Source organism: Hyalangium versicolor, from assembly GCF_020103695.1.
GTDB lineage: Bacteria > Myxococcota > Myxococcia > Myxococcales > Myxococcaceae > Hyalangium > Hyalangium versicolor.
This window is the reverse complement of the sequence record NZ_JAHXBF010000016.1, coordinates 30,020-55,178: the sequence shown is the minus strand read 5'-3', so window position 1 is coordinate 55,178 and position 25,159 is coordinate 30,020. Positions and strand designations below refer to the sequence as shown.

At 67.9% G+C, this 25,159-nt stretch carries 21 protein-coding genes; 9 read left to right on the top strand and 12 right to left on the bottom strand.

The window, feature by feature from the left end; all coding sequences use genetic code 11:
• Positions 1-7: 7 nt before the first annotated feature.
• Entirely contained in the window at positions 8-478 is a 471-nt protein-coding gene (locus KY501_RS30580; protein WP_224367157.1) for a PaaI family thioesterase, read from the top strand.
• Between the two features lie 75 nt (positions 479-553).
• Here KY501_RS30580 and KY501_RS30575 read toward each other — a convergent pair whose 3' ends face one another.
• Entirely contained in the window at positions 554-1,120 is a 567-nt protein-coding gene (locus KY501_RS30575) for an NADH-quinone oxidoreductase subunit B (protein WP_224367155.1), read from the bottom strand.
• Positions 1,121-1,126: 6 nt separating this feature from the next.
• A complete protein-coding gene (locus tag KY501_RS30570) occupies positions 1,127-1,495 on the bottom strand; it encodes an NADH-quinone oxidoreductase subunit A (RefSeq protein ID WP_224367154.1) in 369 nt (122 codons plus the stop codon).
• A gap of 246 nt (positions 1,496-1,741) precedes the next feature.
• On the opposite strand from KY501_RS30570, the gene KY501_RS30565 reads away from it, so the two are divergent.
• On the top strand, positions 1,742-3,283 hold the full coding sequence (locus tag KY501_RS30565; RefSeq protein WP_224367152.1) for a methyl-accepting chemotaxis protein: 1,542 nt from the start codon (positions 1,742-1,744) through the stop codon (positions 3,281-3,283).
• 18 nt (positions 3,284-3,301) lie between these two features.
• Here the strand turns inward: KY501_RS30565 and KY501_RS30560 are convergent, their stop codons facing one another.
• From KY501_RS30560 to KY501_RS30545, 4 genes are all read right to left on the bottom strand, one after another.
• Positions 3,302-3,679 carry a response regulator gene (locus tag KY501_RS30560; protein ID WP_224367150.1) on the bottom strand — a complete coding sequence of 126 codons (378 nt, stop codon included), beginning with the start codon at positions 3,677-3,679 and terminating at the stop codon, positions 3,302-3,304.
• Positions 3,676-5,250 (bottom strand): ATPase domain-containing protein, encoded by a 1,575-nt coding sequence (locus KY501_RS30555; protein WP_224367148.1) that lies wholly within the window; start codon positions 5,248-5,250, stop codon positions 3,676-3,678. The genes KY501_RS30560 and KY501_RS30555 overlap by 4 nt, the downstream gene beginning before the upstream one ends.
• An 18-nt stretch (positions 5,251-5,268) precedes the next feature.
• Positions 5,269-6,381 (bottom strand): hybrid sensor histidine kinase/response regulator, encoded by a 1,113-nt coding sequence (locus tag KY501_RS30550; RefSeq protein ID WP_224367147.1) that lies wholly within the window; start codon positions 6,379-6,381, stop codon positions 5,269-5,271.
• A gap of 132 nt (positions 6,382-6,513) precedes the next feature.
• Positions 6,514-7,332, bottom strand: a complete 819-nt coding sequence (locus KY501_RS30545) for a PHP domain-containing protein (protein ID WP_224367145.1) — start codon at positions 7,330-7,332, stop codon at positions 6,514-6,516.
• Positions 7,333-7,490: 158 nt separating this feature from the next.
• Here KY501_RS30545 and KY501_RS30540 point away from each other — a divergent pair, with 158 nt between their 5' ends.
• Genes KY501_RS30540 through KY501_RS30525 form a run of 4 tightly spaced genes read left to right on the top strand, consistent with a single transcriptional unit; the run spans position 7,491 to position 10,296 of the window.
• Positions 7,491-7,757: a hypothetical protein gene (locus tag KY501_RS30540; protein ID WP_224367143.1), complete on the top strand. Its 267-nt coding sequence runs from the start codon at positions 7,491-7,493 to the stop codon at positions 7,755-7,757.
• Between the two features lie 43 nt (positions 7,758-7,800).
• On the top strand, positions 7,801-9,021 hold the full coding sequence (locus KY501_RS30535; protein WP_224367142.1) for a deoxyhypusine synthase family protein: 1,221 nt from the start codon (positions 7,801-7,803) through the stop codon (positions 9,019-9,021).
• 26 nt (positions 9,022-9,047) lie between these two features.
• Complete coding sequence (locus KY501_RS30530; protein ID WP_224367140.1) at positions 9,048-9,494, top strand: OsmC family protein; 447 nt, start codon at positions 9,048-9,050, stop codon at positions 9,492-9,494.
• Between the two features lie 31 nt (positions 9,495-9,525).
• Entirely contained in the window at positions 9,526-10,296 is a 771-nt protein-coding gene (locus KY501_RS30525) for a hypothetical protein (protein WP_224367138.1), read from the top strand.
• Between the two features lie 87 nt (positions 10,297-10,383).
• Here KY501_RS30525 and speA read toward each other — a convergent pair whose 3' ends face one another.
• Positions 10,384-12,405, bottom strand: a complete 2,022-nt coding sequence (gene speA, locus KY501_RS30520) for a biosynthetic arginine decarboxylase (protein ID WP_224367136.1) — start codon at positions 12,403-12,405, stop codon at positions 10,384-10,386.
• A 229-nt stretch (positions 12,406-12,634) separates the two neighbouring features.
• Here speA and clpX point away from each other — a divergent pair, with 229 nt between their 5' ends.
• Together clpX and KY501_RS30510 are read left to right on the top strand one after the other, a co-directional pair.
• The gene (gene clpX / locus KY501_RS30515) at positions 12,635-13,708 is read left to right on the top strand and encodes an ATP-dependent Clp protease ATP-binding subunit ClpX (protein WP_224367134.1); all 1,074 of its coding nucleotides are present in this window, start codon (positions 12,635-12,637) and stop codon (positions 13,706-13,708) included.
• A gap of 125 nt (positions 13,709-13,833) precedes the next feature.
• Positions 13,834-17,040 (top strand): serine/threonine-protein kinase, encoded by a 3,207-nt coding sequence (locus KY501_RS30510; protein ID WP_224367132.1) that lies wholly within the window; start codon positions 13,834-13,836, stop codon positions 17,038-17,040.
• A 6-nt stretch (positions 17,041-17,046) separates the two neighbouring features.
• On the opposite strand, the gene KY501_RS30505 is transcribed toward KY501_RS30510, so the two are convergent.
• The 3 genes from KY501_RS30505 to KY501_RS30485 are packed head-to-tail and all read right to left on the bottom strand — an operon-like array spanning position 17,047 to position 21,306.
• Positions 17,047-17,793 carry a CvpA family protein gene (locus KY501_RS30505; protein ID WP_224367131.1) on the bottom strand — a complete coding sequence of 249 codons (747 nt, stop codon included), beginning with the start codon at positions 17,791-17,793 and terminating at the stop codon, positions 17,047-17,049.
• A 30-nt stretch (positions 17,794-17,823) separates the two neighbouring features.
• Positions 17,824-19,692: a J domain-containing protein gene (locus tag KY501_RS53725; RefSeq protein ID WP_304608658.1), complete on the bottom strand. Its 1,869-nt coding sequence runs from the start codon at positions 19,690-19,692 to the stop codon at positions 17,824-17,826.
• Between the two features lie 12 nt (positions 19,693-19,704).
• The gene (locus tag KY501_RS30485) at positions 19,705-21,306 is read right to left on the bottom strand and encodes an Hsp70 family protein (RefSeq protein ID WP_224367127.1); all 1,602 of its coding nucleotides are present in this window, start codon (positions 21,304-21,306) and stop codon (positions 19,705-19,707) included.
• Between the two features lie 230 nt (positions 21,307-21,536).
• On the opposite strand from KY501_RS30485, the gene KY501_RS30480 reads away from it, so the two are divergent.
• A complete protein-coding gene (locus KY501_RS30480; protein ID WP_224367125.1) occupies positions 21,537-22,370 on the top strand; it encodes a class II glutamine amidotransferase in 834 nt (277 codons plus the stop codon).
• A 10-nt stretch (positions 22,371-22,380) separates the two neighbouring features.
• On the opposite strand, the gene KY501_RS30475 is transcribed toward KY501_RS30480, so the two are convergent.
• Positions 22,381-23,085 carry an SDR family oxidoreductase gene (locus KY501_RS30475; RefSeq protein WP_224367123.1) on the bottom strand — a complete coding sequence of 235 codons (705 nt, stop codon included), beginning with the start codon at positions 23,083-23,085 and terminating at the stop codon, positions 22,381-22,383.
• Positions 23,086-23,136: 51 nt separating this feature from the next.
• Positions 23,137-25,158: a PAS domain-containing hybrid sensor histidine kinase/response regulator gene (locus tag KY501_RS30470; RefSeq protein WP_224367121.1), complete on the bottom strand. Its 2,022-nt coding sequence runs from the start codon at positions 25,156-25,158 to the stop codon at positions 23,137-23,139.
• Between the last annotated feature and the right edge of the window lies 1 nt (position 25,159).

Here is a 25,159-nt window from a genome sequence, read left to right as displayed (position 1 = left end):
CCGCCCCATGTCGACGACGAATACCCAGAGCCTCCAGGAGCGTTACGCCCCCCACAACGCCTGCTTCGGCTGTGGTCCCTCCAACCCGCAGGGCCTGCGGATCCGCAGCATGGCGGAGGGAGATCTCGTGGTGGCCGAGTGGACGCCTTCCGAGCATCACCAGGCGTTCCCCGGCGTCCTCAACGGAGGGATCATCGGGGCGCTGCTGGACTGTCACTGCAACTGGACGGCGGCCTACCACCTGATGAAGCAGAGCGGTCAGGAGTCCCCGCCGTGCACGGTGACGGCCGACTACAGCATCCAACTCAAGCGGCCCACGCCCATGGGGCTCGTGCGGTTGGAGGCGAAGCCGGTGGAGCTGAAGGAGGACCGCGCCGTCATCGAGGGCACGCTCACGGCTGGAGGCAAGGTGACAGCCCTGTGCCGAGGCACCTTCGTCGCCGTGAAGCCCGGCCACCCCGCCTATCACCGCTGGTAGCCCGCAAAACCGAAGGCCCCGGCTCCTCCTTCGGGAGGCGCTCGGGGCCCTGGGTACGGACGCAGCCGTGTCGCGCTACTTGTTCGCGATCACCGGCAGCTTGAAGCCAGCGGCCGTAGGGTTCCGCTCGGTCTTGTCGGCGATGACGTGCACCTGCCGGCCGATCTTGTCCTGCAGCAGCATCAGGCCGTCCAGCACCTGCTCGGGACGCGGCGGGCAGCCGGGGATGTACACATCCACCGGGATGATGCGGTCGATGCCCTGCAGCACCGCGTAGTTGTCGTAGAAGCCGCCGGACGAGGCGCACACGCCGAAGGCCACCACCCACTTCGGCTCCGTCATCTGCTCGTACACGCGCTTGAGGATGGGGGCCTGCTTCAGGTTGATGGTCCCCACCACCATGAGCATGTCCGCCTGCCGGGGCGAGAAGCGCGGGAACTCGGCGCCGAAGCGGGCGATGTCGTAGCGGCTGGCCGCCACGGACATGAACTCCATGCCGCAGCACGCGGTGGCGAACGGGTAGGTGAACAGCGAGTACTTGCGGGCCCAGCCCAGGCCCTTGGACACCACGCGCTGCAAGAAGCCCATGGCCTCGTCGCGGCGGGTGGCAATCACAGGAGCATTGTCGATCTCAGAAGCCATGGTTCCTCAGTGCTCCCACTCGAGAGCGCCCTTCTTCCACACGTAGATAAGGCCGACCACCAACGTCGCCGCGAAAACCACCATCTCGGTGTAGCCGAACCAGCCGAGCGCCTGGAAGTTCACCGCCCAGGGGTACAGGAACACGGCTTCCACGTCGAACACGATGAACAGCAGGGCCACCACGTAGAACTTCACCGCGAAGCGCTGCCGAGCCATGCCGCTCGACTCGGAGCCGGCCTCGAACGTCGTGGACTTGATCGCGCTGGGCCGGCGGGGGCCGAGCACGCCAGCGAGGGTGGGGATCACCAGCGCCAGGACGCCCGACAGCAGCAGCACCACGGCCAGTGGCAGATAGGGAGCGAGGGGAGTGCTCATCGGCGGCGGACCATAGGAACACCCAGCGCGCCCTGTCAAAGGGAAAGTCCACCTCTTCAGGGCGTAACCCGTTGAGATGACAGTGAAAAGCCAGGTTGCTTCCGACCCGTTGGAACCCGCCTGCTCGCCTGGGGCCCAGGAGGGACGGAGAGTGTGCGGCCGGGCGCGCACTGTGCGTTTGACGCTCCGCGGCCCTGAGGCCTACCGTCGCTCTCTCGTCTCGATCGAAGTCCGGGAGAAGAAGGCATGTGGGGTCGGCTCAGTCTACGGTGGCAGGTGGCGCTTGCGGTGCTGCTGCCCTCCATCGTCATCTCCGTCCTCGGCAGCTTGTACTTTCCGCCGCGGCAGATGGAGATCGGGGTGGAGCGGTTGAAGGAGCGGGCCCGGGCCGTGGGACTGCTCGCCCAGGAGCGGACCTCGGAGATTCTCGCGGGGCCCGAGGTGGAGCGCGCCCAGCGTTTCCAGCACCTCTTCGCACAGGTCGAGAAGGGCGGGAGCGTGGCGGTCCAGGCCGTGCTCGAGCCCGATGGCAGCATGCTCGTCAGCAAGGGCGGCTCGCTGCCTCAGGGGCTGAACTCTCTGCGGGCCACCGAGAGCTGCGCGGATGCGCGCCTCCAGGGGTTGCTGGTGGTGCGCTGCGCGCTGCCCGACGGACGTAGCTACGTGCTGGGCCTGGAGGCCTCCATCGTGGACAAGGAGGTCCATGCCTTCATGACGCCGGGGGCGGTCGTCTTCATGGGCGCCGCGCTGGTGGGCCTGGTGCTCGCTTTCTTCATCGGCCGGGCCATCACCGAGCCCGTGTCGCGCATGACGCGGGCGGCTCAGGACGTGGCCCGAGGGGACGTGTCCCGGAGCCAGCTGGACGTCACCCAGGCAGCGGGCGAGGTGAAGCTGATGGCGCAGTCCTTCAGCGAGATGCTGGGCACGTTGCGCGGCACGGTGGCGGAGTTGGTGTCGCGCACCGAGCAGCTCTCCAGCGCCTCGCGAGGGCTCACGGGCGCCAGCGCGGATCAGGAGCACGTGATCAGCCAGCAGGCCGCGTACGCACAGCAGATCGCCGCGACCTTCGAGGAGCTGAGCCGCACCGCCGAGCAGATTTCCAGCTCCACCGAGGTGGTGGAGTCCTCCGCGCGCCGCACGCACGAGGCGGTGGCCGAGGCCATGGCCGTGGTGGCGCAGGTGGTGGCCGGCATCAATGACATCCGGATCGAGTCCAAGGGCGTGGCGGACGCCATCGTCGGGCTGAACCAGGATCTGCAGCAGGTGTCGAAGATCGCCCAGGTGATCAACCAGGTGGCGGAGCGCTCGGACCTGCTGGCGCTCAACGCGGCGCTCGAGGGCACCAAGGCGGGCGAGGTGGGCCGGGGCTTCTCGCTGGTGGCCGCGGAGATGCGCAAGCTGGCCGAGAACGTGTCGGGCTCGGCGCGGGACATCGCCCGCATCGTCGAGAAGGTGCAGGACTCGGGCGAGGAGGCCGCGACGAAGGCCCGCGTGGGCATGGCCACCTCGGATCGCGGGGTGGAGGTGGCCGAGCAGGCCTCGGCGGTGTTCGAGCGCATCGTCGAGCTGGCGCGCGGCACCAGCGAGGCGGCGCGGCAGATCACCATCGCCACGCGCCAGCAGCGCCAGTCCAGCGAGCAGGCCGTGCAGGGCGCTCGCAACGTGGCGGAGCTGGTGAAGCAGGGCGTGGATGCCACCGGCCGCACCACGCGCATCGCCCAGGATCTCCAGGCGGTGGCCGAGGGGCTCACCGCCGTCACCAGCCGCTTCAAGGTGGCGCGCGACTGACGCCGGGCGCCTGAGCCCTCAAGCGCTCTCCTGGTCCGGATCCTTGGGCGCCAGCTGGTGCACGTGCTTGAGCAGCTCGTTGAGCGAGAAGGGCTTCTTGAGGAAACCCGCCCACGCGTAGTCCTTGCTCTTCATCGTCGGCGGGATGGCGCTCATCATCAGCACGGGGAGCTTCTGGAGTTCGGGCCGCTGGCGGATGGCCTTGAGCGTCTCGTAGCCATTCATCACCGGCATCATGATGTCGATGATGGCCAGGTCGGGAGGGGTCTCGGAGAGGCCCTGGAGCGCCTCGCGGCCGTTGCTGCAGGTGACGACCTTGTAGCGCTCCTCCTCGAGGATGGCCTTCAGCGCTTCCACGATGTCGAGCTCGTCATCGACGATGAGGACCGTCTTCATGACTTCCTCCGTCGCAGGCCGCGGCGCTTGGACTTTTTCGCCTTGGGCGAGCCCATGGGCGGCTTGAGCTCGTCCTTCCTGGAGCCTTCCCTCAAGCGGGCGTGGCCGGTGAGGATGGCCTCCGCGCTCTCGAAGGTGTCCGCGACGTTGATGCCTTCATCCGTGATGGCGAACTCGCGGATGCCGCTGTCGTACTGGCTCTCGCGCATCTTCATGATGGAGATGAGCCGGTACAGCTGTGAGCGCAGCTCCACGTAACGCAGCAGGATGATGTTCTCCACGTACGCCGCGGCCTCAGGGAGTGGGGCCTCCACCCCAGAGCTGAGCAGGGGCGTCTCCTCGGAGTAGAGCGTGGTGGCGTCCAGCATGCGCAGTTGGTGGGAGAGGGCGGAGAAGAAGCGGCCCATCCGGTCCGGGTACACAGCCGCGGAGCGGAAGCCCGACAGCCCGTCGATGAAGAGCCGTAGCCGCTTCACGTTCCGCTCGTGGAGGCGCTCCAGGAGCCGCTCGGCCAGCGAGTCCATGTTGTGCTCCAGCGGAGGCTGCCATTGGATTTCGATCAGGCCGTTGTCCACGTACTTCTTGAGATCCTTCATCCCCACGCCGGCGGCCTTCTCCAGCAGGCGGGGCGGAGTCTCGTAGAATCCGAAGTAGACGCCGGGCTGCCCTTCGCGGGCGCCCTGCAGGAGGAAGTGCAGTCCCAGCAGTGTCTTCCCGGTGCCTGGGGCGCCCAGGAGCATGGTGGTGGAGCCGGACAGCACCCCACCTCGCAGGGATTGATCCAGGCGCTCGATCCCGAAGGCCATCCGCACGCGGTCCTCGCGGCCCCCCTCGCCCGGGTTGGCGAACTGCACCTCCGTGCGAGGGTGGATCACGATGCCCCGCTCGGAGATCTCCACCTCGTGGCGGCCGAGCAGCGAGTCGCTGCCTCGGAACTTGAGCGCCACCAACTCGCGCACCGCGCGCGGGCCCGAGAGCCAGAGCGACAGCTCGAAGACGCCATCCACGGCGGTGATCTCCGGGTGGATCTCTCCCTCATGGTGGGGAGACAGCAGCAGGATGGTGCAGCCGAGCAGCCCGGTAAACGCCTGGAGATCCTGGAGGAAGCGTTTGAAGGTCAGATCCGAGCGGGCGAACTCCCTGGCCGCGTCCATCCCGTCGATGATCAGCAGGGTGGCCTGGTGGTGCAGGGCGGTGCGCCGCACCATGTCCAGCAGCCCCTTGAGTCCCTCCTTCTCCAGTTCCGAGTAGCCGCTGACGTAGTGGAGCTTGTCGGGGATGATGCTCGAGTCGAAGAAGGTCATCTCCTCGAGGTTCGCGAGCATGCGTGCGTGGGACTCGGACAGGAGCGTCACGTAGAGCGCCTTGCCTCCTTGCCTCACGTGATTGAAGGCGATCTGGTTGGCCAGCACCGTCTTGCCGGAGCCGGGAGGGCCCAGCACCGTGTACGAGGCGCCCTTGAGCAGGCCACCCTTGGTGATGAAGTCCAGGCGGGGCACCTCCGTGATCAGCCGCTTCTGGCTCATCTTCCGATCCTTGTCGCTGTGACTGGCGTCTTGCCGTGTCGACACCGCACGTTCTCCTTGTGCTCAGTAGCGTTCCGTCCGGCGCAGGGGCAGGAGCACCTGGAAGGTGGATCCCTGGCCCGGCTGGCTGGTGACCGTGATGGTCCCGCCGTGTGCCGTGACAATCTCTCGGGTGATGTAGAGGCCCAGCCCCAGGCTCTGGGACTGCTGGGTGCTCGTGGCTCGCTCGAAGCGGCCGAAGATGCGCGTCTGGTCCTCCGGGGCGATGCCGATGCCTTGATCGCGGACGAGGATGGCGGCCCACTCGGGGCGTTCTTCCACGCGGATCTGCACGGGCCGGCCGGCGCCATACTTGATGGCGTTGGTGACCAGGTTGGTGACCACCTGCTCCAGGCGCAAGCGATCTCCGAAGAGGACGACGGGCTCATGAGGTAGCTCGAAGTGGAGCTGAACGCCCACGGAGCGGGCCTGGGTCTCCAGGCGCAAGGCGAGCTCGCCGACGACCTCCACCAGATCCATGGCGCTCACGTCCAGCCGCAGCCGGTGACTGGTGACGCGAGAGACGTCGAGCAGCGCATCCAATAGCCGCTGGAGCCGCTCGACCTGGCGGACGGCGGGGGAGAGGCTCTTCTCCACGGCGGCCTTGGGCAGCGTCTCGGAGGGGTTGCGGTTGGTGAGGTAGAGGGCGCGCTCGAGGTTGAGGCGCAGCGCGGTGAGGGGCGTCTTCAGTTCGTGGGCGGCGACGGAGAGGAAGTCGTCGCGCACGCGGATGGCTTCCTGGGCACGGCCCTGGAGCCGCAGGATCGCCTCGATGTTGGCGAGCAGCTCCTCCTCTTCCATGGGCGTGGTCCAGTAGGCGTCCGCGCCGTGGGCGAGCCCGCGGATGCGATCATCGCGCTGGACGGAGACGGCGGACAGGTGCGCGATGAGGAGATCCTGGGTCTCCTCCTGGGCGCGCAGGCGGCGGCAGACTTCATAGCCATCGATGTCGGGCAGGTGGACATCGAGCAGGACGAGGTCTGGCCGGCCCACGGCGATGGTGAGGGCCTGTTTGCCGGTTGCGGCCTCCAGCACCTGGTATCCGGCCATGCGCAACATGTGCGAGACCATGTAGAGCGTGGCGGGATGGTCGTTGACGTTGAGGATGGTGGCCTTTGGAGGTGGCCGCTCACCCATATGTCCAGGCGCGTTCACAATTTATCTCGCCAGGGAGAGTGCGAACCGTAGTGCGGAAGCGGAATCCCCTGGGGACCATGGCCATGCACGAATTTTGCTGAAGCGTGAGCGGGTGTTGGGTGGTGGTCAGAATCAGGCCCGGGCGCGAGAGCGCAGCTTCGTGAACAGCTCCGGAGGCATGGAGGCCGTGCCCAGATGCCTCCCGGGCGCCACCTTCTCACCGTGGAAGTCGCTGCCCGCGGTGGGCACCAGATCGAAATCCTTCGCCAGCGCCAGGTACTTCTCCCGGACGCTCGGGTTGTGATCCGAGTGCTGCACCTCCAGCCCCGACAGCCCGGCCTTCGCCAGCGCCTCGATCTCCATCCGGTTCATCTTCGAGGTACCCGGGTGGGCGAGGGTGGCGGTGCCTCCCGCGTTGCGGATGAGCCGGATGGCGTCCGGCCCGTCCAGGCGGTAGCGGTCCACCCACGCCGGGCGCCCGTCGCCGAGGAATCGGTCGAACGCCTCCTTTGTGTCGACGCACCAGCCCTTCTCCACCAGCACCCGCGCCAGGTGCGGCCGGGCCAGATGCCCCTTCTCCGAGATCGCGTACACGTCGTCCATGCGCACCGGGAAGCCCAGCTTGCGCATCTTCTCCACCATCTGCTCCATCCGCTGCTCGCGCTCCGTGCGCAGCGTGTCCGCGAACTGGGAGATGTCCGGATCCTCCGGCCGCAGGAAGTGCCCCAGGATGTGGCACTCCCGCCCGAGCACGAAGGCGGACAGCTCGATGCCCGGCACCAGCTCCATGCCCCGCGCCTGGGCCGCTTTCTTCGCCGCCGCCAGTCCCGCCACCGTGTCGTGGTCCGTCACCGCCAGCACCGTCACCCCCGCCGAGGAGGCCAGTGCCAGCAGTTCCTCTGGAGAGTGCTGCCCATCGCTCGCGGTGGTGTGGGAGTGCAGATCGATCACGGCAGGCTCCGGGGGGCTTGGGTGGAGGGCTTGCACCCTCTCTCATAGCCGAACCCTGGCCCACGGCACACACCTTGCCGCCGACTGGCCATGACTGAACGGAGCGCTCCCGGCTCCTCGCTCCGCCTGGTGCACTGCGCGTAGATTCTCCGACACCTATGGGCAAGACGGACGACACCATCGAGAACCGCGTCTATCTCTTCGAGTCACTCGCCAGCAGCTATGTGGCGGCGGCCTCTGAGTTACTGGGCTCCGAGGATGCCGCGGTGCGCGAGCGGGCCCGGCGGGCCCTGGCGGAGCTGGCATATGTCTCCTGCGTCATCGCCGATACCCAGCACCTGTCCCCGGAACAAGTCCGTGACCGGGTCCTGGGCGCCCCCGAGCCGGAACAGGAACCCAGGGCCAAGGCGGGCCGCCGTCGCTGAGCGTGCTCCCCACGACGCGCGGCGAGTGCTATAGGCCCGCGCCATGGCCAAGACCTCGACTCCCAAGAAGTCCCTGCGCGCCGCGTACTCGGGCGCCCGCAAGGCGGATCCCCGCCCCATCACCGGCAAGGAGAAGCCGGCCGAGCTGCTCGCCCACGCCTTCAGCGCCTACGTGGGCCGCCAGGAGCGCACCGCCTTCGAGCTGATGACGAAGTCGATCGAGCAGGACGCCTCCATCTTCCTCACGCTGTCGGGCGCCATGACGCCGGCGGGCCTGCACCAGAGTTGCCTCATCCCGCTCATCGAGAAGGGCGTCATCTCCGCGCTCACCACCACGGGTGCCAACCTTTACCACGACGCCCACCGCATCATCGGCCACGCCATCCGCGAGGTGAACCCCAACGCCGGGGACTTGCAGTACCGGCTGGCGCGCATCATCCGCATCTACGACTTGGGCTTCTGGGAGGAGGCCCTGTTGGACACGGATCGGCTCTTCTCGGCCATCATCCGCGGCCCCGAGTTCCAGCGGAAGATGACGACGCCCGAGTTCCACTACCTGCTGGGCAAGGCCGTCTACCAGATCGAGAAGAAGCTGGGCGTGAAGCAGCCCTCGCTGCTGTCCACCTGCTACAAGCACGCGGTGCCCATCTGGGTGGGCGCGGTGCAGGACGGCTCCATCTTCCTGAACGTCGTCAAGCTCAAGCGGTTGCTCGGCGCCGAGTTCAAGTTCGAGCTCGACATCAACGACGACGTGTACTCGATGGCGGCGATGCAGCACTACTGCCGCCACCAGGGCTCGAAGCGGCTGGCGATCTGGATCCTCGGCGGTGGCGTGCCCAAGAACTACACGCTCCAGGGCGAGCCCCTGCTGGATCAGATCCTCAACGTGCCCACCACGGGCTTCGACATCGACGTGCAGTTCTGCGTGGACCCGGTGGACAACGGCGCGCTGTCGAGCTGCCCGGCCGGCGAGGGCCACACCTGGGGCAAGGTCTCCGTGGAGGCGGTGGAGACGGGCTCCGTGTACGTGCACTGCGACGTGACGGCCGTGTTCCCCTGGCTCACGCACGCGCTGCTGTCCGAGCCGAAGAACAAGCGCAAGCCCATGCGGCTGATGGACAAGATGAATGAGTCCATCTCCTTCCTGGATGCGGACGTGAAGAAGCGCAGCAAGACGCTGATGAAGACGTTGGATTGGACCATCCAGGACGCCGAGCCCTCCCAGGAAGAGGACGCCAAGAAGCACGAGGCGTACGTTCGCTGAACAACCCCGCGCACAGGAGCACAGCCATGAGCCAGCCCTCGCAGCCCACCGGAGTGGTGATGCACGCCACCACCGCCCCGGCATTCAAGACGCAGCTGGAGCACGGGCCCTCGGGCTCGCACATCGCCACCGAGGCGCCGAAGGACAACGGCGGTACGGGCGCCTCGTTTTCGCCCACGGATCTGGTGGGCGCGGCGCTCGCCTCGTGCGCGCTGACCACCATGGCGTTGGCTGCCTCGCGGGAGAACATCCCCTTCGGTGAGGCCAAGGCCACGGTGGAGAAGCGGATGACGCCACCTCCGCGCCGCATTGGCGAGCTGGTGCTCAACATCCAGATGCCCGCGGGCCTGTCCCGTGCGCACCGGACCCGGCTGGAGGAGGTGGCCCATGGCTGCCCTGTGGCGCGCAGCCTTCATCCGGACGTGAAGCTGCCTGTGACCTTCTCCTATCCGGACGCGCCCAAGGAGGGCTGAGGTCTTCGACTCACTCCCAAGGAGAGCGGCCTTGAAGACATTCCTTCCGTTTCTGCTGCTGGCGACGGCTGCTGTCGCGGAGACTCCGCCACCGCCCTCCAGTGAGGTGGTGGCGTTGGTGTGGGGTGGGGGAAAGGACGAGGCCGCGGCGCAGGAGTGGCGCCGCCGCTGGGATGAGGAGCAGAAGTCCATCAAAGCCCCGGTTTCGCTCGGGGAGGGCTTTCCGAAGATCGTCTCGAGCGCGAGCGTGCCGGGGATGAACCCGGGGTTCGAGATCGTCCTGCTCGGCTTCTGCCGGAAGGACGAGAGCGAGCCGGTCCGGCAGTTCCTGAAGGCCCTCTATCCGTTCATCTATGAGCGGCCCGTCAAGGTGGAGACGAACGCGTGCCCAACCTGGGCCGATGAGGGCGAGCGCACCGTCGAGGCTCCCTCCGTCCTGAAGGTTCGCGGGGCGACGATCACCGTGGTGGTGGCTCCGGTGAAGGACTCGTCATCGTCTTCCGGGCCGGGGCAACTCGTGAGTGTCGTCGCGCGGGACGGCAAGTCCCAATTGCTCGGCAGCTACAACGCCGATGACAGTGGGAGCGGTTTTCCGGGTGACGCCTGCGAGACGTCCGTGGAGGTACGGACTGCGGATGTCGTGCTGGAGCGGTCGTGCACCCATTCGGTAGGCGCCGCCTGCAACCGCTACCCAGGTGAGAAGTCGCGCATCACCGTGCGGTGGGATGGGAAGGCGCTCACCGCTACGGAGAAGACGCTGGAGAAGTGGAGCATCAATATGGACAAGGAGTGCGCTGAGTAGAACGCTCGCCTTTCACCAAGGCCCGGTTCCTCCCGAGCCCCTTCGTCCCCGTGGAGAGCACGGGGAAGAAGGGGCTCCCGAAGGCTCTCAGGTCCCGGTAGGCGGAGGGTTGGAGCGCGGAGGCGTCCCCGTGTCCGGCTGCGCCACCAGGCGGAGCTGGCCGTGGCTGGCCGCGGCGAACTTCGCGTCCACGTCCCGCTCCAGGTACGTGTAGCCGGACAGGCCTTCCTCGTACATCCGCAGCAGCGAGCGCGACTCGTCCAGGGTGATGCGGCCCGACCGCAGCGCCACCTCGGTGAACTTGCGCAGCCGCGCCACCAGATCGTCCTTGTTGTAGCTCACGTAGTGGAGCACCTCGTTGACGGTGTCTCCCTCCACCACGTGATCGATCAGGTACCCGCCATTCGGCGCCAGCGACACCTGCACCGCGTGCGTGTCTCCGAACAGGTTGTGCAGGTCACCCAGGATCTCCTGGTACGCGCCCACCAGGAAGATGCCCAGGTAGTAGTCGTCATCGTTCAGCTGGTGCAACTCCAGCGAATCCTTCACCTCGCGCTTGTCGATGAAGTGCTCGATCTTGCCGTCCGAGTCGCAGGTGATGTCCGCCAGCACCGCCTTGCGCGTGGGCTTCTCGTTCAGCCGGTGGATGGGCATCACCGGGAAGAGCTGATCGATCGCCCACGAGTCCGGCAGCGACTGGAACACCGAGAAGTTGCAGAAGTAGGTATCCGACAGCTGCTTCTCCAGCGACTCCAGCTCCTCGGGGATCTCTCCCGCTTCCCGGGCGATCCGCATGATCTTGTGGCAGATGGCCCAGTAGACGTTCTCCGCCGCCACGCGCTGCTCCAGCGAGAGGTGGCCCAGCGAGAACAGGGTGAGGCTCTCCTCCTTGGCGTCCTGCGCGTCGTGCCAGGACTCCAGCAGGTTCTTGTTCGTCACGTCCCGGAAGGTGCTCGCCAGGTTGCGCACCACGGCCTGGGCCTTGTCGTCCACCTTGTCCGGCACCTGCGCCGGGTCGAACTCGCTGGTGCCCAGCACGTCCACCACCAGCACCGCGTGGTGCGCCACAATCGCGCGGCCGGACTCGGACACGAGCGTCGGGTGGACGACTCCCGCCCGATCACACGCCTCCATCACCCCGAACACCACGTCGTTGGCGTACTCCTCCGTGGTGTAGTTCATCGACGAGGTGAAGTTCGTCTGCGAGCCGTCGTAGTCCACGCCCAGGCCGCCGCCCACGTCCAGGTACTGCAGTGGCGCCCCCTGGCGGGCCACCTCCACGTAGAAGCAGCCCACCTCGCGCAGAGCGTTCTTCACGTTGCGGATGTTGGAGATCTGGCTGCCCAGGTGGAAGTGCAGCAGCTCGAAGTGCTGCAACAGCCCTGTCTCACGCATGAAGGTGATGGAGCTCATCAGCTCGGAGGAGGTGAGGCCGAACTTGGAGCGATCTCCACCCGAGGCCTCCCACTTGCCCGCGCCGCGCGTGGACAGGCGCACCCGCACGCCCAGCCGGGGGGTGATGCCCGTGCGACGGGCCACCTCGGCGATCAGCGGCAGCTCGCTGGGCTTCTCCACCACGAGGATGACCTTGCGGCCCAGCCGGGAGAAGAACAGCGCCGTCTCCACGTACTCCTCGTCCTTGTAGCCGTTGCAGATGACGAGCGCGTCCTCGTTGTCCAGCAGCGCCATCACCGCCAGCAGCTCCGGCTTGCTGCCCGCCTCGAGCCCGTAGCCGTACTGCTTGCCCTGCTCGACGATGGTCTCCACCACGTACCGGTGCTGGTTCACCTTGATGGGGTACACACCCCGGTACTGGCCCTTGTAGTTGTGCTCGGTGATGGCCTTCTTGAAGGCCTCGTTGAGGTGGCGCACCCGGTGGCGCAGCACGTCCGTGAAGCGGATCAGCAGCGGCAGGCCGATGCCCCGGCGCCGCACCTCGTCCACCAGCTCCTTCAGGTCCATGCTGGCCGCTTGCGGCCCGTCCGGGTGGACGCACACGTGGCCCTTCTCGTTGATGCCGAAGTAGGGGTTGCCCCAGTTACGGATTCCGTACGTCTCCAGAGCGTCGGCAAGGGTCCAGCGGTGTTGCGGGGGCGAGGTGATGGCCATTGCGTCTCAGGGCCTCCGGGGCGAAGGGATGGTGGCTGGAGTGCCAACAACCCACTGAACGCGCGCAACTATAGGGAAAGCGCCCCGGCTTCAATAGCTGACTGATCGGAGAGCAGCCGGGCAGGCGACTGTGACGGGTTCTCCACCCGTCCAGGTGGGCCTCCTCGCGTTTCATTCCTACCCTTCTGGTCAAACGCTGGGAGGGTGCGTGGACCTGAGGGGAGGCTACATGGAGTCGTCCGTACGCAGGGAAGAAGAGCCGGTGTTGACGCCCCGGCAGATCTTCGAGCGGCTGGATCGCTACGTCATCGGCCAGGAAGAAGCCAAGCGCGCGGTGGCCATTGCGGCCCACAACCACCTGAAGCGCGTCCAGGCGCGGCGCATGCGCCGGGGTTCCCTGATCAAGAAGTCCAACATCCTGCTCATCGGGCCCACGGGAAGCGGGAAGACGCACATTGCCCGCAATCTGGCGGAGATCCTCTCCGTTCCGTTCACCACCGTGGACGCCACCGAGTACACGGAGGCCGGCTACTACGGCAAGGACGTGGAGGTGATGATCTCGGATCTGCTCTTCAAGGCGAACCACTCCGTCGAGGACACGCAGCGGGGCATCATCTTCGTGGACGAGGTGGACAAGATCGCCCGGCGCACGCAGGGAGCCCGCAACGGCGCCGGCAGCCGGGACATCGGCGGCGAGGGGGTGCAGCAGGCCCTGCTCAAGCTGCTCGAGGGGCGCGAGGTGTTCGTGCCCATGAACGTCACCCAGGCGTGGAACAAGAGCGACTTCGTCCAGATCGACACCAAGGACATCCTCTTCATCTGCGCCGGCACTTTCTCGGACCTGCACGAGTACGGCGACGGTGGCACGCGCCCGGTGGGCTTCGGGGCCGAGGACGCCGTGCGGAAGGTGCAGAAGCGCATCACCGTGAAGCAGTTGGTGGATTTCGGGATGCTCGCGGAGTTCCTGGGCCGGCTGCCCGTCATGGTGCAACTGCACGCCCTGGGCGAGCCGGAGCTCTTGCGCGTGCTCACCGAGCCGCCCGACTCCGTGCTGCGCGAGTTCCGCGAGCTGCTCTCGTATGACGAGATCGAGCTGGACATCACCGAGGACGCCCTGCGCGCCGTGGTGCGCTTCTCCGTGGAGAAGGGCCTGGGGGCTCGTGGCCTGCGCTCCATCCTGGAGCACGTCATGGCGGACGTGATGTTCGATGCGCCCGAGCTGCGCCGCCGCCGCCTGACGGTGGACGCGGGCTTCGTGAATGCTCGCCTGCTCCGGTTGGATGCCGCGCAGCTGGGGGCCTGAACCTTCGGACAGGTCCTGGGTGCGAATGGACCTGTCGGGGTGGGCTTCTGTCAACGCGCCGAACCTGGGAAGATCGCTTTCCTGCGCGGACCTGTGGGGGGAGCGCGCGAGCGGAGGCGTCAATCATGAGCGGCCCGGAGCCAGACCCGAAGATGGGTCCGTCCTCTAGCCTGGCGACAGAAGCCCTCGAGCCTGGTTCCGTGCAGGCGGTGACGGTGCGGCCCACCGCCGCCTCGGCGCAGGAGTGGAATGTGCCCACCGTGATGCGTCCCGGAGGTGTGCCTCCCCTCGAAGCGCGGGAGGAGGCTCCGGGCGCGGAAGGCTCGGAGCTGGGAGATGTCCCCGCCGGGCTCCTGCCGGGGCACACGCTTGCGGGCCGCTACACGGTGCTGGACAAGCTGGGGCAGGGCGGGATGGGCGTGGTGGTCGCCGCGTACGACTCGCGGTTGGACCGGCGCGTGGCGCTCAAGCTGCTGCGCCGAAGTCTGAAGGGCGAGGGAACCGAGGGCGAGGAGTCGCGGCTGGTGCGCGAAGCCCAGGCCATGGCCCGTCTGAGCCACCCCCACGTGGTGGCCGTCTACGACGCGGGGACGCTGGAGGACGGCTCGCTCTTCATCGCCATGGAGTACATCCAGGGGCGGACGCTGAGGCGCTGGAAGGGGCAGGAGCCTCGCACCTGGCGCCAGGTGCTGGAGGCCTATGTGTCCGCTGGACGCGGGCTGGCGGCGGCTCACGCGGCGGGGCTCATCCACCGGGACTTCAAGGCGGACAACGTGCTCGTGGGCGAGGACGGCCGCGTGCGGGTGACGGACTTTGGCCTGGCTCGCACCCAGGGCGCGCTGGACTCCGGGAACAAGGCTCCCACTCCGGAGCGGCAGGCGCCCATCGTCTCGTCCGAGCCGCAGCTGCCCACGGATCTCACGGTCACCGCGCGGCCCTCGGGCTCGTGGTCGAGCGTGCTCACGCTGCCCGGCATGTTCATGGGCACGCCGGCCTATATGGCTCCGGAGCTCTTCCGGAGCTGCCCGGCGGACGTGCGCAGCGATCTGTTCGCCTTCTGCGCTTCGCTGTACGAGGCACTCTTCGGACAGCTGCCCTTCCGGGGTTCGACGCCCACCGAGCTCACCCGCGCCCAGCTCGAGGGCAAGGTGGTGACGCCGCCGGAGTCCTCCGAGGTGCCGGAGTGGGTGACGCGCACGGTGCTGTGGGGGTTGCAGCCGGATCCGCAGAAGCGTCCGGCCTCCATGGAGCCGTTGCTGGCGGCGCTGGGGGATGATCCCGAGCAGCGGCGCAGGTCCCGGCTCCGCAGTGCAGGCGTGGCGCTCGCCATCGGAGGGCTGGCGACGCTGGCCGTCCTGGGCTGGGTGCGCAAGGAGGCACCGGCGACGGGGTGCTCCCAGGTGGGGCGGCAGCTCTCTGGCATCTGGGACTCGGGCGTGCAGGAGCAGATGAGGAAGGCCATGCTCGGCACGGAGCTGCCCTATGCGGCGGACACCTTCACCCGGGTGGCCTCGGTGCTGGAGGGCTACACGGCGTCCTGGGTGAAGCAGCGCACGGAGGTGTGCGAGCTCATCCATCAGGAGGCTTCTCGCACCCAGAGCCTGGCGGTTCGCCGGGAGTACTGTCTGGAGCGCCGGCGCAGCCAGATGCGTGCGCTCACCGAGCTGCTCGCGCGAGGTCCGGACAAGGAGCTGCTCCCGCGCGCCGTGCAGGTGGCTCAGTCGCTGCCTCCACTGGAGTACTGCGCGGATGCCAAGGCGCTGATGGCGGCGGTGCCCCCTCCGGAGGATCCCGCGCTCCGGGCGAAGGCCGACGCGCTCCAGCAGGACCTCGACAAGGTGGAAACGCTGCTGGATACGGGGAAGTACAAGGAGGGGTTGTCGCGCGCCGATGAGCTGCTCCGGCAGGCCGAGGCGCTGGGCTATGCGCCGCTGCATGCGCGGGCCCTGTTCCTCGGGGCCCTCTCTCGGGATGGGAGCGGCGACTACAAGGCGGCCGAGGAGATGGCGCGCCAGGCGATCGTCACGGGGGCTCGGGCGAAGGACCCCTTGGTGGTGGCTCGGGCGTCGGGCCTCTTGTACTTCCTCGTGGGGTATCGCGAGGCGCGGCACTCGGACGCGGCGCTCCTTCAGCTGGGCATGGAGGCCGCCGTGGAGCTGGCCGATGACGACCTCATCCGCGCCAATGCCTGCAACAGCGAGGGGATCATCCTCACGGATCTCGGGCGCTATGAAGAGGCCCGGCAGAAGTACGAGTGCGCGCTCTCCCGGCGGGAGAAGGTGCTCGGGCCCGACCATCCGTTGATGACGCCTCCGCTCAACAACCTGGGCAACGTGCTGGATGAGATGGGGCGCTACGAGGAGGCGGTGCGTGTGCACGAGCGCGTCCTGGCCATCCGCGAGAAGGCACTGGGCCCTCAGCATCCGGATCTGGCCAGCGCGCTGGGGAACCTGGGCAACGCGCTCACCTCCCTGGGGCGCTACGACGAGGCGCTGCCACGGCACGAGCGAGCCCTGGCGGTCCGCGAGCAGGCACTGGGGGCCGACCACCCCCTCGTCGCCAACTCGCTGATCAACCTGAGCAATACCTTGCTGACGCTCGGGCGTTATGACGAGGCCCTGAAGCAGAGCGAGCGCGCGCTGGCCCTCCAGGAGAAGAGCCTGGGCCCGGAGCACCCGCGCCTCGCGTCCTCGCTCACCGGCCTTGGCGTGGTCCTCGAGGAACTGGGCCGGTACGGAGAGGCCCGGCAGATGTACGAGCGCGCGCTGGCGATCGAGCAGAAGGGCCAGGGCACCGATGAATCCGATCAAGCGGACCCGCTCAGTGGCCTGGGCCGGGTGGCTGAAGCCTCGGGACGTTACGAGGAAGCCCGGCGGCTGCACGAGCGCGCGTTGGCTCTGCGTGAGAAGGCGCTGGGCCCGGAGCATCCCAGCGTCGCCAGCTCGCTCGATGAGCTGGGATCGGCGCTCACGGATCTCGGCCGGTACGACGAGGCGGCGCGGGCGGTGGAGCGCGCGCGAGCCATTCAGGAGAAGGCGCTCGGAGCACAGCATCCGGAGCTCGCCGAGACGCTGCAGGTCTCCGGGAATCTGATGCTCGCCCGGGGCCGGGCCTCCGAGGCGATTCCCCTGCTCGAACAGGCGCTGAGGCTGGGGCAGCCGCGCATGCGTGCCCAGATCGAGTTCCTCCTGGCCCGTGCGCTCTGGGAAGAGGGGAAGGATCATCCTCGCGCGGTGCAACTGGCTACCGAGGTGCGCTCGCAGTGGCAGGGGATTCACCACCCGAGAGCCACCGAAGTTTCACGCTGGCTCGACGCGCACGGTTCGCGCTGAGGGCGCTTAGCGCTCTGAGGCTCGTGACGCGGCACCCAGCCGGGCCGCGAACTCCGGATCCTGGATGAGCTGGAGGATCAGATCACTGCGCAGCAGCGCTCGGGTGTCTCCCTGCTCCAGCGAGCGGCGCAGCGAGGCGTCATTGAGGGCCTTCTTGAAGCGCGGGTCTTGCCGCAGGGCCTTGTAGGCCGGATCGTTCGCCATCTTCGCGGCCTGCTCCGGGTTCGTGCTGGCCTGCACCACCTGGACGAAGTCCTGGATCGGGGCGAACTGCGTCAGCTCGAAGAGGTTGTGGTCCCGGGCGAAGGCGAAGGAGCGCGAGTCCTTGGGTGAGAACCCCAGCTTCTTCCCCGCCACCTCGACGTGCTGGTCCACGAACGTGAGCGCGCTCAGCAGCACGTACGCGATGACGGCCACCTTCGCTCCGCCGAGCACGAACCCGATGGTTCTGTCCGGGCCGCGATTGGTGGGATCCTTGCCCGTCATCACCCGCTGGAGCAGCGCGCCCAGCGCGTAGCGGACCGCCACCAGCACCACGATGAAGATGAGCATCGTGCCCACCAGCACCCCGATCAGCTCCGTGGTGCCCAGCGAGTCCGCCAGCTTCGGGCCCACCACCGTGCCCAGCTTCCGGGACACGTAGTAGGCCAGTGCCAGTCCCACCATATGGGCGATCTGCTTCGCCGCGCCGGTGAAGGCGCCAACGATCGCGAAGAACAGCACCAGCCCGAGGATGATCAGATCGATGGTCATCGCGGATCCGCGGCGCCCCCGGGCGACGCGTCACTTGATTTTGAAACCCTCGCCCTTGGCCTTGGACTCTTCGTTGATCTTCTTCTGCGCCTCGGCGAGCTTTTCCTTGTAGCGGGCGTTGGACGGCTCGTAGGTCATCGCCATCTTCAGGTTGCGCTCGGCGGAGGACCAGCGGCCCGCTTCCAGATCGGCCGCGCCCAACTGGTAGAACTGGCGCCCCTTGGGGTGGGTGCCGATCTGCTCCTCCTGCTCCTTCTTCACGGCGGCCTTCGTCTCGGCCTCGGAGGTCTCGGTGAAGCGCAGCTTCTGGGCGCGCTCGGGGCCGGTCACGTCCACCACGTACTTGCGGCGCTTCGTGTCATCTCGCAGGACGTAGTAGGCCTCGGTGACGCGCTTGTAGAGCTCGTTCACCTGATCCTTCAGCTCCTTCGAGTCCAACTGGTAGAAGCGATCCGGGTGGTAGTTGCGGCTCTCGTGGTAGAAGGCCTTCTTGATGTCCGAGGGCGTCGCCTCCCGAGAAATCTGGAGGACCTCGAAGTAGTCGAGCTGATCGAGCTTCGCGCAGCGCGCCGCCAGATCGGCCATCTGCTCCGGATCGAGCCCACCCTTGGTTGCAGCCGGCGGTGGCGGCGGCGGAGTCGCGGGCCCGGGCGCGCGAGCCTGAGCCGGAGCCGCGGGAGCCATGGGCGGCACCACGGGCGCGGTATTCACGGGAGGCGCAGGCGGCCGGGGCGGAGCGGGAGGAACGGCCGGAGCCACTCCCGGTGCCGGACGCAGAGCCGTCGCCGCGGGCTGAACGGTGGGGATGCCCGAGCGGGACGGAGGCCGCTGCCCCGCGGCCGCAGGCGGCGCTGGCTGGACGGTGGGAATGCCTGAGCGGGACGGAGGCCGTTGCCCCGCGGCGGCAGGCGGCGGGGGAGGAACAGACGGCCCAGGAGGACGCGGAGGCGTGGGGGTGATGACCGGAACGCGAGGAGCGCTTCCGGGCGAAGCCAGCGCTGGCAGCGACACGGTGGGCTTGTTGCCGGGCCGCACCGGGGGCGCCGTCGCGGCTGGGGGCGGAGGCGGAGGCTGGCCCGGAGCGATGACCGGAGGGGGACGCGCTCCGCCCGCGGCCACAGGGACCGGAGAAGGTTGCCCCGCGCCAGGCGGCCGAGGCGGCTGAGCCTGTGCCGGAGAGCCGGGATTTCGCGCGACCGAGATGGGAGCGAGGCCCGGAACGGTGGGGCGGTGCAGCGGGGCCGCGGGGGAGTTCGGCGTGGGCTCGTTCAGCGAGACGCCCGGGCCCGGCTGTGGGTTGACCGAGATGGGAGTGATGCCCTGGACGGTGGGGCGGCTGGCCACGGCGGGAGGAGGCCTTGGCGCCGCAACCCCCGGAGAGCCGGGAGCCGGAGCCGCGACGCCCGGAGCCATCCCAGCCGAGTACGCCCCAGGAGGAGGAGGGGGCGGTGTTCCCGGAGCGGTGGACCGATCCGGGGGATTCACCGCGGGAGCCGTCACCGTGGGGCGGCTGCCCACGGGGATCATCGCGGGGTTGGCCGCCGCGGGAGGTGCCGGAGGACGAGCCGCCGGAGCACCGGGAGCAGGTGCGCGAGGCACGGCCGTGGCCGGCGAGGCAGGGCCGGCTCCCGCGGGCGTCGTGCGCGGAGGCGCCGCCATGGCGGGCTGCGCGACAGGAGCGGGCCCTCCAGGACGAGGAGGAACGCCCGCGGGCGCGGACGCAGGGGCGGCCCCCAAGGGCACCGTGCGCGGAGGCGCTGCGCCGGGGCCAGCAGGCGCGGCGGGCCGAGGCGCGGCGGCGGGCGCGGCAGGCCGGGCGGCGGGCGCGGCGGGCCGGGCGGCGGGCGCGGGGCCTGCGGGAGGGCCGGGGGGCTTGCTCTGGTCGGGGGGTTGAGACATCGGCGATTACTCTCAGGCCACGGAGGGAAGGTCTGCGTTGTGGCCAGCGAGCTGGATCTGCCGGGTGGCTTCCATGGACCGCTGGATGTCGTCCTCGGACATGCCCGAGGACAGCGTGAGCGTCGTCGTCGTCCGCTGGCCCGTCTCCGTGTCACACGCGGACACGTTCACCATGCCGTTGGTGTCGATCTCGAACGTCACCTCGATCTTCACCTCTCCGCGGTAGCCGATGCGGAAGCCGGAGAACTCGAATTCGCCCAGCATCTCGCACTCGTCCGCGCGGTTGGACTCGCCCTGGTACACGCGGATCTTCACCTTCTCCTGCCCATCGCGGCTGGTGGTGAACGTCTTCGACCGGTCGATGGGTACCGGCGTGTTCTTGTCGATGATCTTCTCCGTATAACCGCCCACCGTGCCGATGCGCAGCGTCAGCGGCGTCACGTCCACCAGGAACGTCGAGCCCCCGGCCTCCAGCAGCGCGTGCGACTGCAGCGCGGCGCCCATGGCCACCACCTGGTCCGGGTTGATGCCCTCCAGCGGCTCCTTCTGGAAGTAGTGCTTCACCGAGTTGCGGATGATGGGCAGCCGCGTGGGGCCTCCCACCAGGATCACCGCGTCGATGTCCGACGCCGTCAGCCGCGCGCTCTGCAGCGCCTCGTCGCACACCTTGAACGTGCGCTGCACCAGGTCCATCACCATCCGGTTGAACTGGTCCTGCGTCAGGCGCTGCTTCAGGTCCATCACGTTGCCGTTGGCGTCCTGGCAGATGCCCTGGCAGAGGATGTCCGCCGAGCCGTGCTGGCCCACGTCGATCTTCGCCCGCTCGGCCGCGTCCTTGAGCATCTGCAGGCAGTACTTGTTCTGCCGCAGATCCAGCCGCGTCTTGCCCAGGAAGTCCTCCGCCAGCCACGTCATGATCCGGTCGTCGAAGTCATCGCCGCCCAGGTACGTGTCTCCCGCGGTGGAGAGCACCTCGAACACGTCCTTGCCGATCTCCAGGATCGACACGTCGAACGTACCGCCGCCCAGGTCATAGACGACGACGCGCTGGTTGACGTCCCGCCCGAAGCCGTAGGCCAGCGCCGCGGACGTGGGCTCGTTGAGGATGCGCAGCACCTCCAGCCCCGCGATGCGGCCCGCGTCCTTGGTGGCCTGGCGCTGGTTGTCGTTGAAGTACGCGGGCACGGTGACGACGGCCTTGGTCACCTCGATGCCCAGGTACGTCTCCGCCACTGCCTTCATCTCCTTGAGCACCAGCGCGGAGATCTCCGGCAGGGAATACGTGTTGCCCCGCACTTCGATGCGCACCGAGTTGTTCTCACCCTCGACGATGCGGTACGGCATCACCGCCTGCGCCTTCTTCACCTCGTCCGAGAAGAAGTACCGGCCGATGAGACGCTTGGCGGAGTACACCGTCGCCTCGGGCGCGGCGATGATGTTCTTCTTCGCCGCGTTGCCCACCAGCACCGAGCCATCCTCCAGAAACGAAACGCACGAGGCGTGGTTCGTTTCACCCCACTCGTTGGGGATGACCACCGGCTGCCCGTCCTGGACCACCGACACGCACGAATACGAGGTGCCCAGGTCGATGCCGATCGCAATCTCGTCCGACATTCCGTCTCCGGTGAAGTCCTGCATGGGTGTGCAGGGACTCTCTCTACCGCTGAAGCGCGAGGATGTTAGGCCCCGCGTACTGGGCCTGTCAAACGTTCAGTCTGACTAAATCCGAGCCATTTCAAGGGCTTAGCAGACAGAGAGGGGGCTGGGGAGCATGGGTTGAGGGGGTGGGCCGCCGTCATTATGTATTCCAGAGACAGCGGTTTTTCCTTAGGGGGTTTCGTTCCATGTCGGCAGTCCTGGCGGTGCTCACATCGGATCCGAACCTGTTGCGCTGCGAGCTGCAGCGGCTGGAGGGCCAGGTGGCCATCCAGGCGGAGCCGCGAGCCAATGCGGTGGGGGTGGGGAGCTACGCGGATGGCGAAGTCCTGCTGCGCCGGCTCTCGAGCGATGCGGGACTGACGCTGGCCGCGTTGGCACCGCCGCACGAGTCCGGGGCGCTCGTCTTCCATGAGGGCAAGCTGCCGGTGGGCTTGTCCCCCGAGGAGAACACGCAGCCGTTCCGGTCGCGCGCCTGGTTGTTCGCCCACCAGGGAGCCCTCAACGAGTTCGAGCGGCTGAGGGGCTCGTTGCTCGAGGAGCTGCCGGAGTACCTGCGGTGGCAGGTGAAGGGATCCACGGACAGCGAGGTGGCGTTCGCGCACTTCCTCAAGCACCTGAGGGACAAGGGCCGCATCGAGGATCCCCGCCTGGAGGCGGAGCTGGCCGCGGCGCTGCTGGTGGAGACGACGCGAGCGCTGGAGCGCGCGGCGGTACAGGCTGGGGCGGCTCGCACCTCCATGCTGAATTTCGTGGCGACGAACGGACGCATCCTCGTGGCCACACGCTGGGGTGAGGCCCCGCTCTACTACACGCGGTTGGAGGGCTCGGATCACTGCGAGGTGTGCGGCATCACTGCGACGACGCCGGAGACGCAGCCGAAGGTGATGGCGCACCGGCGTCAGCGCGCGGTGGTGGTGGCCAGCCACGTGAAGCGCACGCAGGGCTGGGTGGAGCTGGCGCAGGGCACGGCGCTGGCGGTGAGCGAGGATCTCCAGGTCCACCAGCTCTCGGCAGCCTGAGCGTTCTCGCCTAACGCTCCTTCTGGCCGAGGTTGGCGTGCACGACGGTGCCGTTGAGCACCGGATGGTCCGCGGAGAACACGATCACCTGGGCGATCTCGTCCGGCAGGATGAGGCGCCCCTCTCCGGTGATGGAGCGCAGCACCTCGAGCGTTTCGGGATTGCCCTCCACGCGCTTGCGCAGCAGCTCCGTGTCCGTGACGCCCGGACAGACGAGCACCGTGTGAACGCCGCGCCCGAGCAGATCCTGGCAGGTGGCCCGCATCATCCCCACCATGGCGTGCTTGACGACCACGTAGGAGTACTGCCCCGGGACGGCCTTCTCCGAGAGCGTCGAGCCCACGTACACCACCGAGGAGCCCTTGGGCATCTTCGGGATGAGGATCCGGTTGAGCGCCGTGGCCCCCACGACGCCCACGTCCAGCGCGCGTCGCAGCACATCCAGTGAACCCGCGTCCGCGGTGTCCTTCTCCATCGTGGAGGAGTTGTGGACGAGCGCCACGCGATCGCAGCCCGCGACGGCCTCGAGCAGCGCCGTCTCCACGTTTCGCTCGAAGCCGGGCACGGTCATGTCCGCCGTGAGGTTCACGGCCCCTTCGAGCTCGCACCGGTTGCGCGAGATGTTCACCACGCGCGCCCCTCGAGCGTGGAAGAGCTTCGCCGTGGCGAAGCCGATGCCTGTGCTGGCTCCCGTGATGACGAGTAATTCTCTCATGTGCAGCGCCTCCCGCTGAGGGCTGCGTCTATCGGAAGCCGGAGCGGGGCGCTACACCTCGTCCAACACGGAGAGGCGGGCGGCCACCAGGCGCACCTCCTCCTTCAGAGCGAGGATGAGGGCATCCAACTCATGGTGCACGTCGCGGACGAGGGCCTGGGCCCGTTCGGGCTCCGGAGCGGTTCCCCTCTCCATCACATACTCCCGGGACCGCTGGAGCGCTTCCCACAGGGCGTGGGTCTGCATCAGCTCCAGGGTCATCTTCATCCGGTGCGAGTGGAACTCGAACTCCTGGGGGTCCGCGTTCTCGATGGCCTGCTGGAAGGCCACCTTGCTGCGCTCGCAATTGTGGATGGCCAGGGTGCTCAGCTCCAGCAGGGCGTGCCTGTCGCCTTCGGCCAGGTCTCGGAACCTGTCGAGGTTGAATCGCCCGGAGGAACCCGGGGCCTCTGTTTCCTCTGGCTCCGGGGCTGGCACGATGGGAGGGCGCCCGGGGGCGGCCTGCTGGGAGCGGCCCGTGTACAGGGCGAGCTTCGCGAAGAGATCATCCGGGCGGAACGGCTTGCCGATGAAGTCCGTGAAGCCGGCCAGATCGAGTCGCTCCTCGAGCCCCAACCGCGCCGAGGCCGTCAGGGCCAGGATGGGCAGCCGGCGGAAACGCTCGTCGGGGAGGGCTCGGAGGTTGTGGGTGGTCTCGTAGCCATCCATCTCCGGCATCTGCAGATCCATCAGCACGAGATCGTAATGCGACTGCTGGAGCTTCTCGATCACCTGCTTCCCGTTCTGCACCACGTCGAACTCGACGCTCCACTTGCGCAGGAACTGCGAGAGCACGAAGACGTTGATGGTCTGGTCATCCGCGACCAGGACGCGGATGCCCTGCAGGCGTTGGGCATCCGGGCGGCCCTCCACGGAGCCCACGGCCTCCTGCTCGGGCATGCCGAGCCTCAGCCTCAGGGGGAAGGAGAACGTGGTGCCCTGGCCGAGCACGCTCTCCACCTGGAGCTTGCTGCCATACAGCTCCAGCAGCCGCTGGCAGATGGTGAGGCCCAGGCCCGTGCCGCCGTACTTCAGGTTGATGTCGTAGCTGGCCTGGGTGAATTCCTCGAAGACCTTCGACAGCCGGTCCGGAGGAATCCCGATGCCCGTGTCTCGCACCCGGAACTCCAGGGTTACGGCCTCCGCGTGCTGCTCGAGCACCCTCGCGGACACCGTGATGGAGCCCGTCTCGGTGAACTTGATGGCGTTGCTCACCAGGTTGGTGAGCACCTGCCCGATCTTCACCGTGTCGCCCATGAGCCAGGCGGGCACCTGCTCTTCCAACTCCAACCGCAGCGCCAGCCGCTTCTCATCGGCCTTCACTCGCAGGGTGTGGAAGATGCCCTCGATCATCGGCGGCAGGTGGAAGTTGCGCTCCTCCAGCGACACCTTGCCCGCTTCGATCTTGCTGAAGTCCAGGATGTTGTTGAGCAGGGCCAGCAGGTTCTCGGAGGACGTATGGAGGACGTCCGCGTACTTCTGCTGCTGCTCCGACAGCCGCGTCTGCCGCAGCAGGTGCGACAGCCCGATGATGGCGTTCATCGGCGTGCGGATCTCGTGGCTCATCATCGACAGGAAGTCCGCCTTGGCCTTCGTGGCCTGCTCGGCCTTCTGGCGCGCCACCAGCAGCTCCCGCTCGTAGTTCTTGCGGTCGGTGATGTTGAAGATCGTCGTCCGATAGAGGAGCACCTGGCCGCTGGCATCCTTCTTCTGGGCGGTGTTCACGAGGACGGGCAGCGAGCGGCCTCCCTTGCCCACCAGATCGAAGTTGACCTCGTTGACGAACCCCTGCATCCGCAAGAGGGGGGCGTAGTGCGTCTCGTGGAAGATCTTCCCGCCGATGGCCAGCAGATCCTGGAACCGCTTGCCGGCCAGCAGCTCCTCGCGGGAGTAGTCCAGCCAGTTCAGCAGCGTCTGGTTGGCCTTGACGATGGTGCCGTCCGGGCGCGTGGAGATGTACCCGCAGGGGGCGTTCTCGTAGAGATCCTCGGCGCTCTCCTCGATGAGGGCTCCCGCCTCCACCGGGCGAGCCATG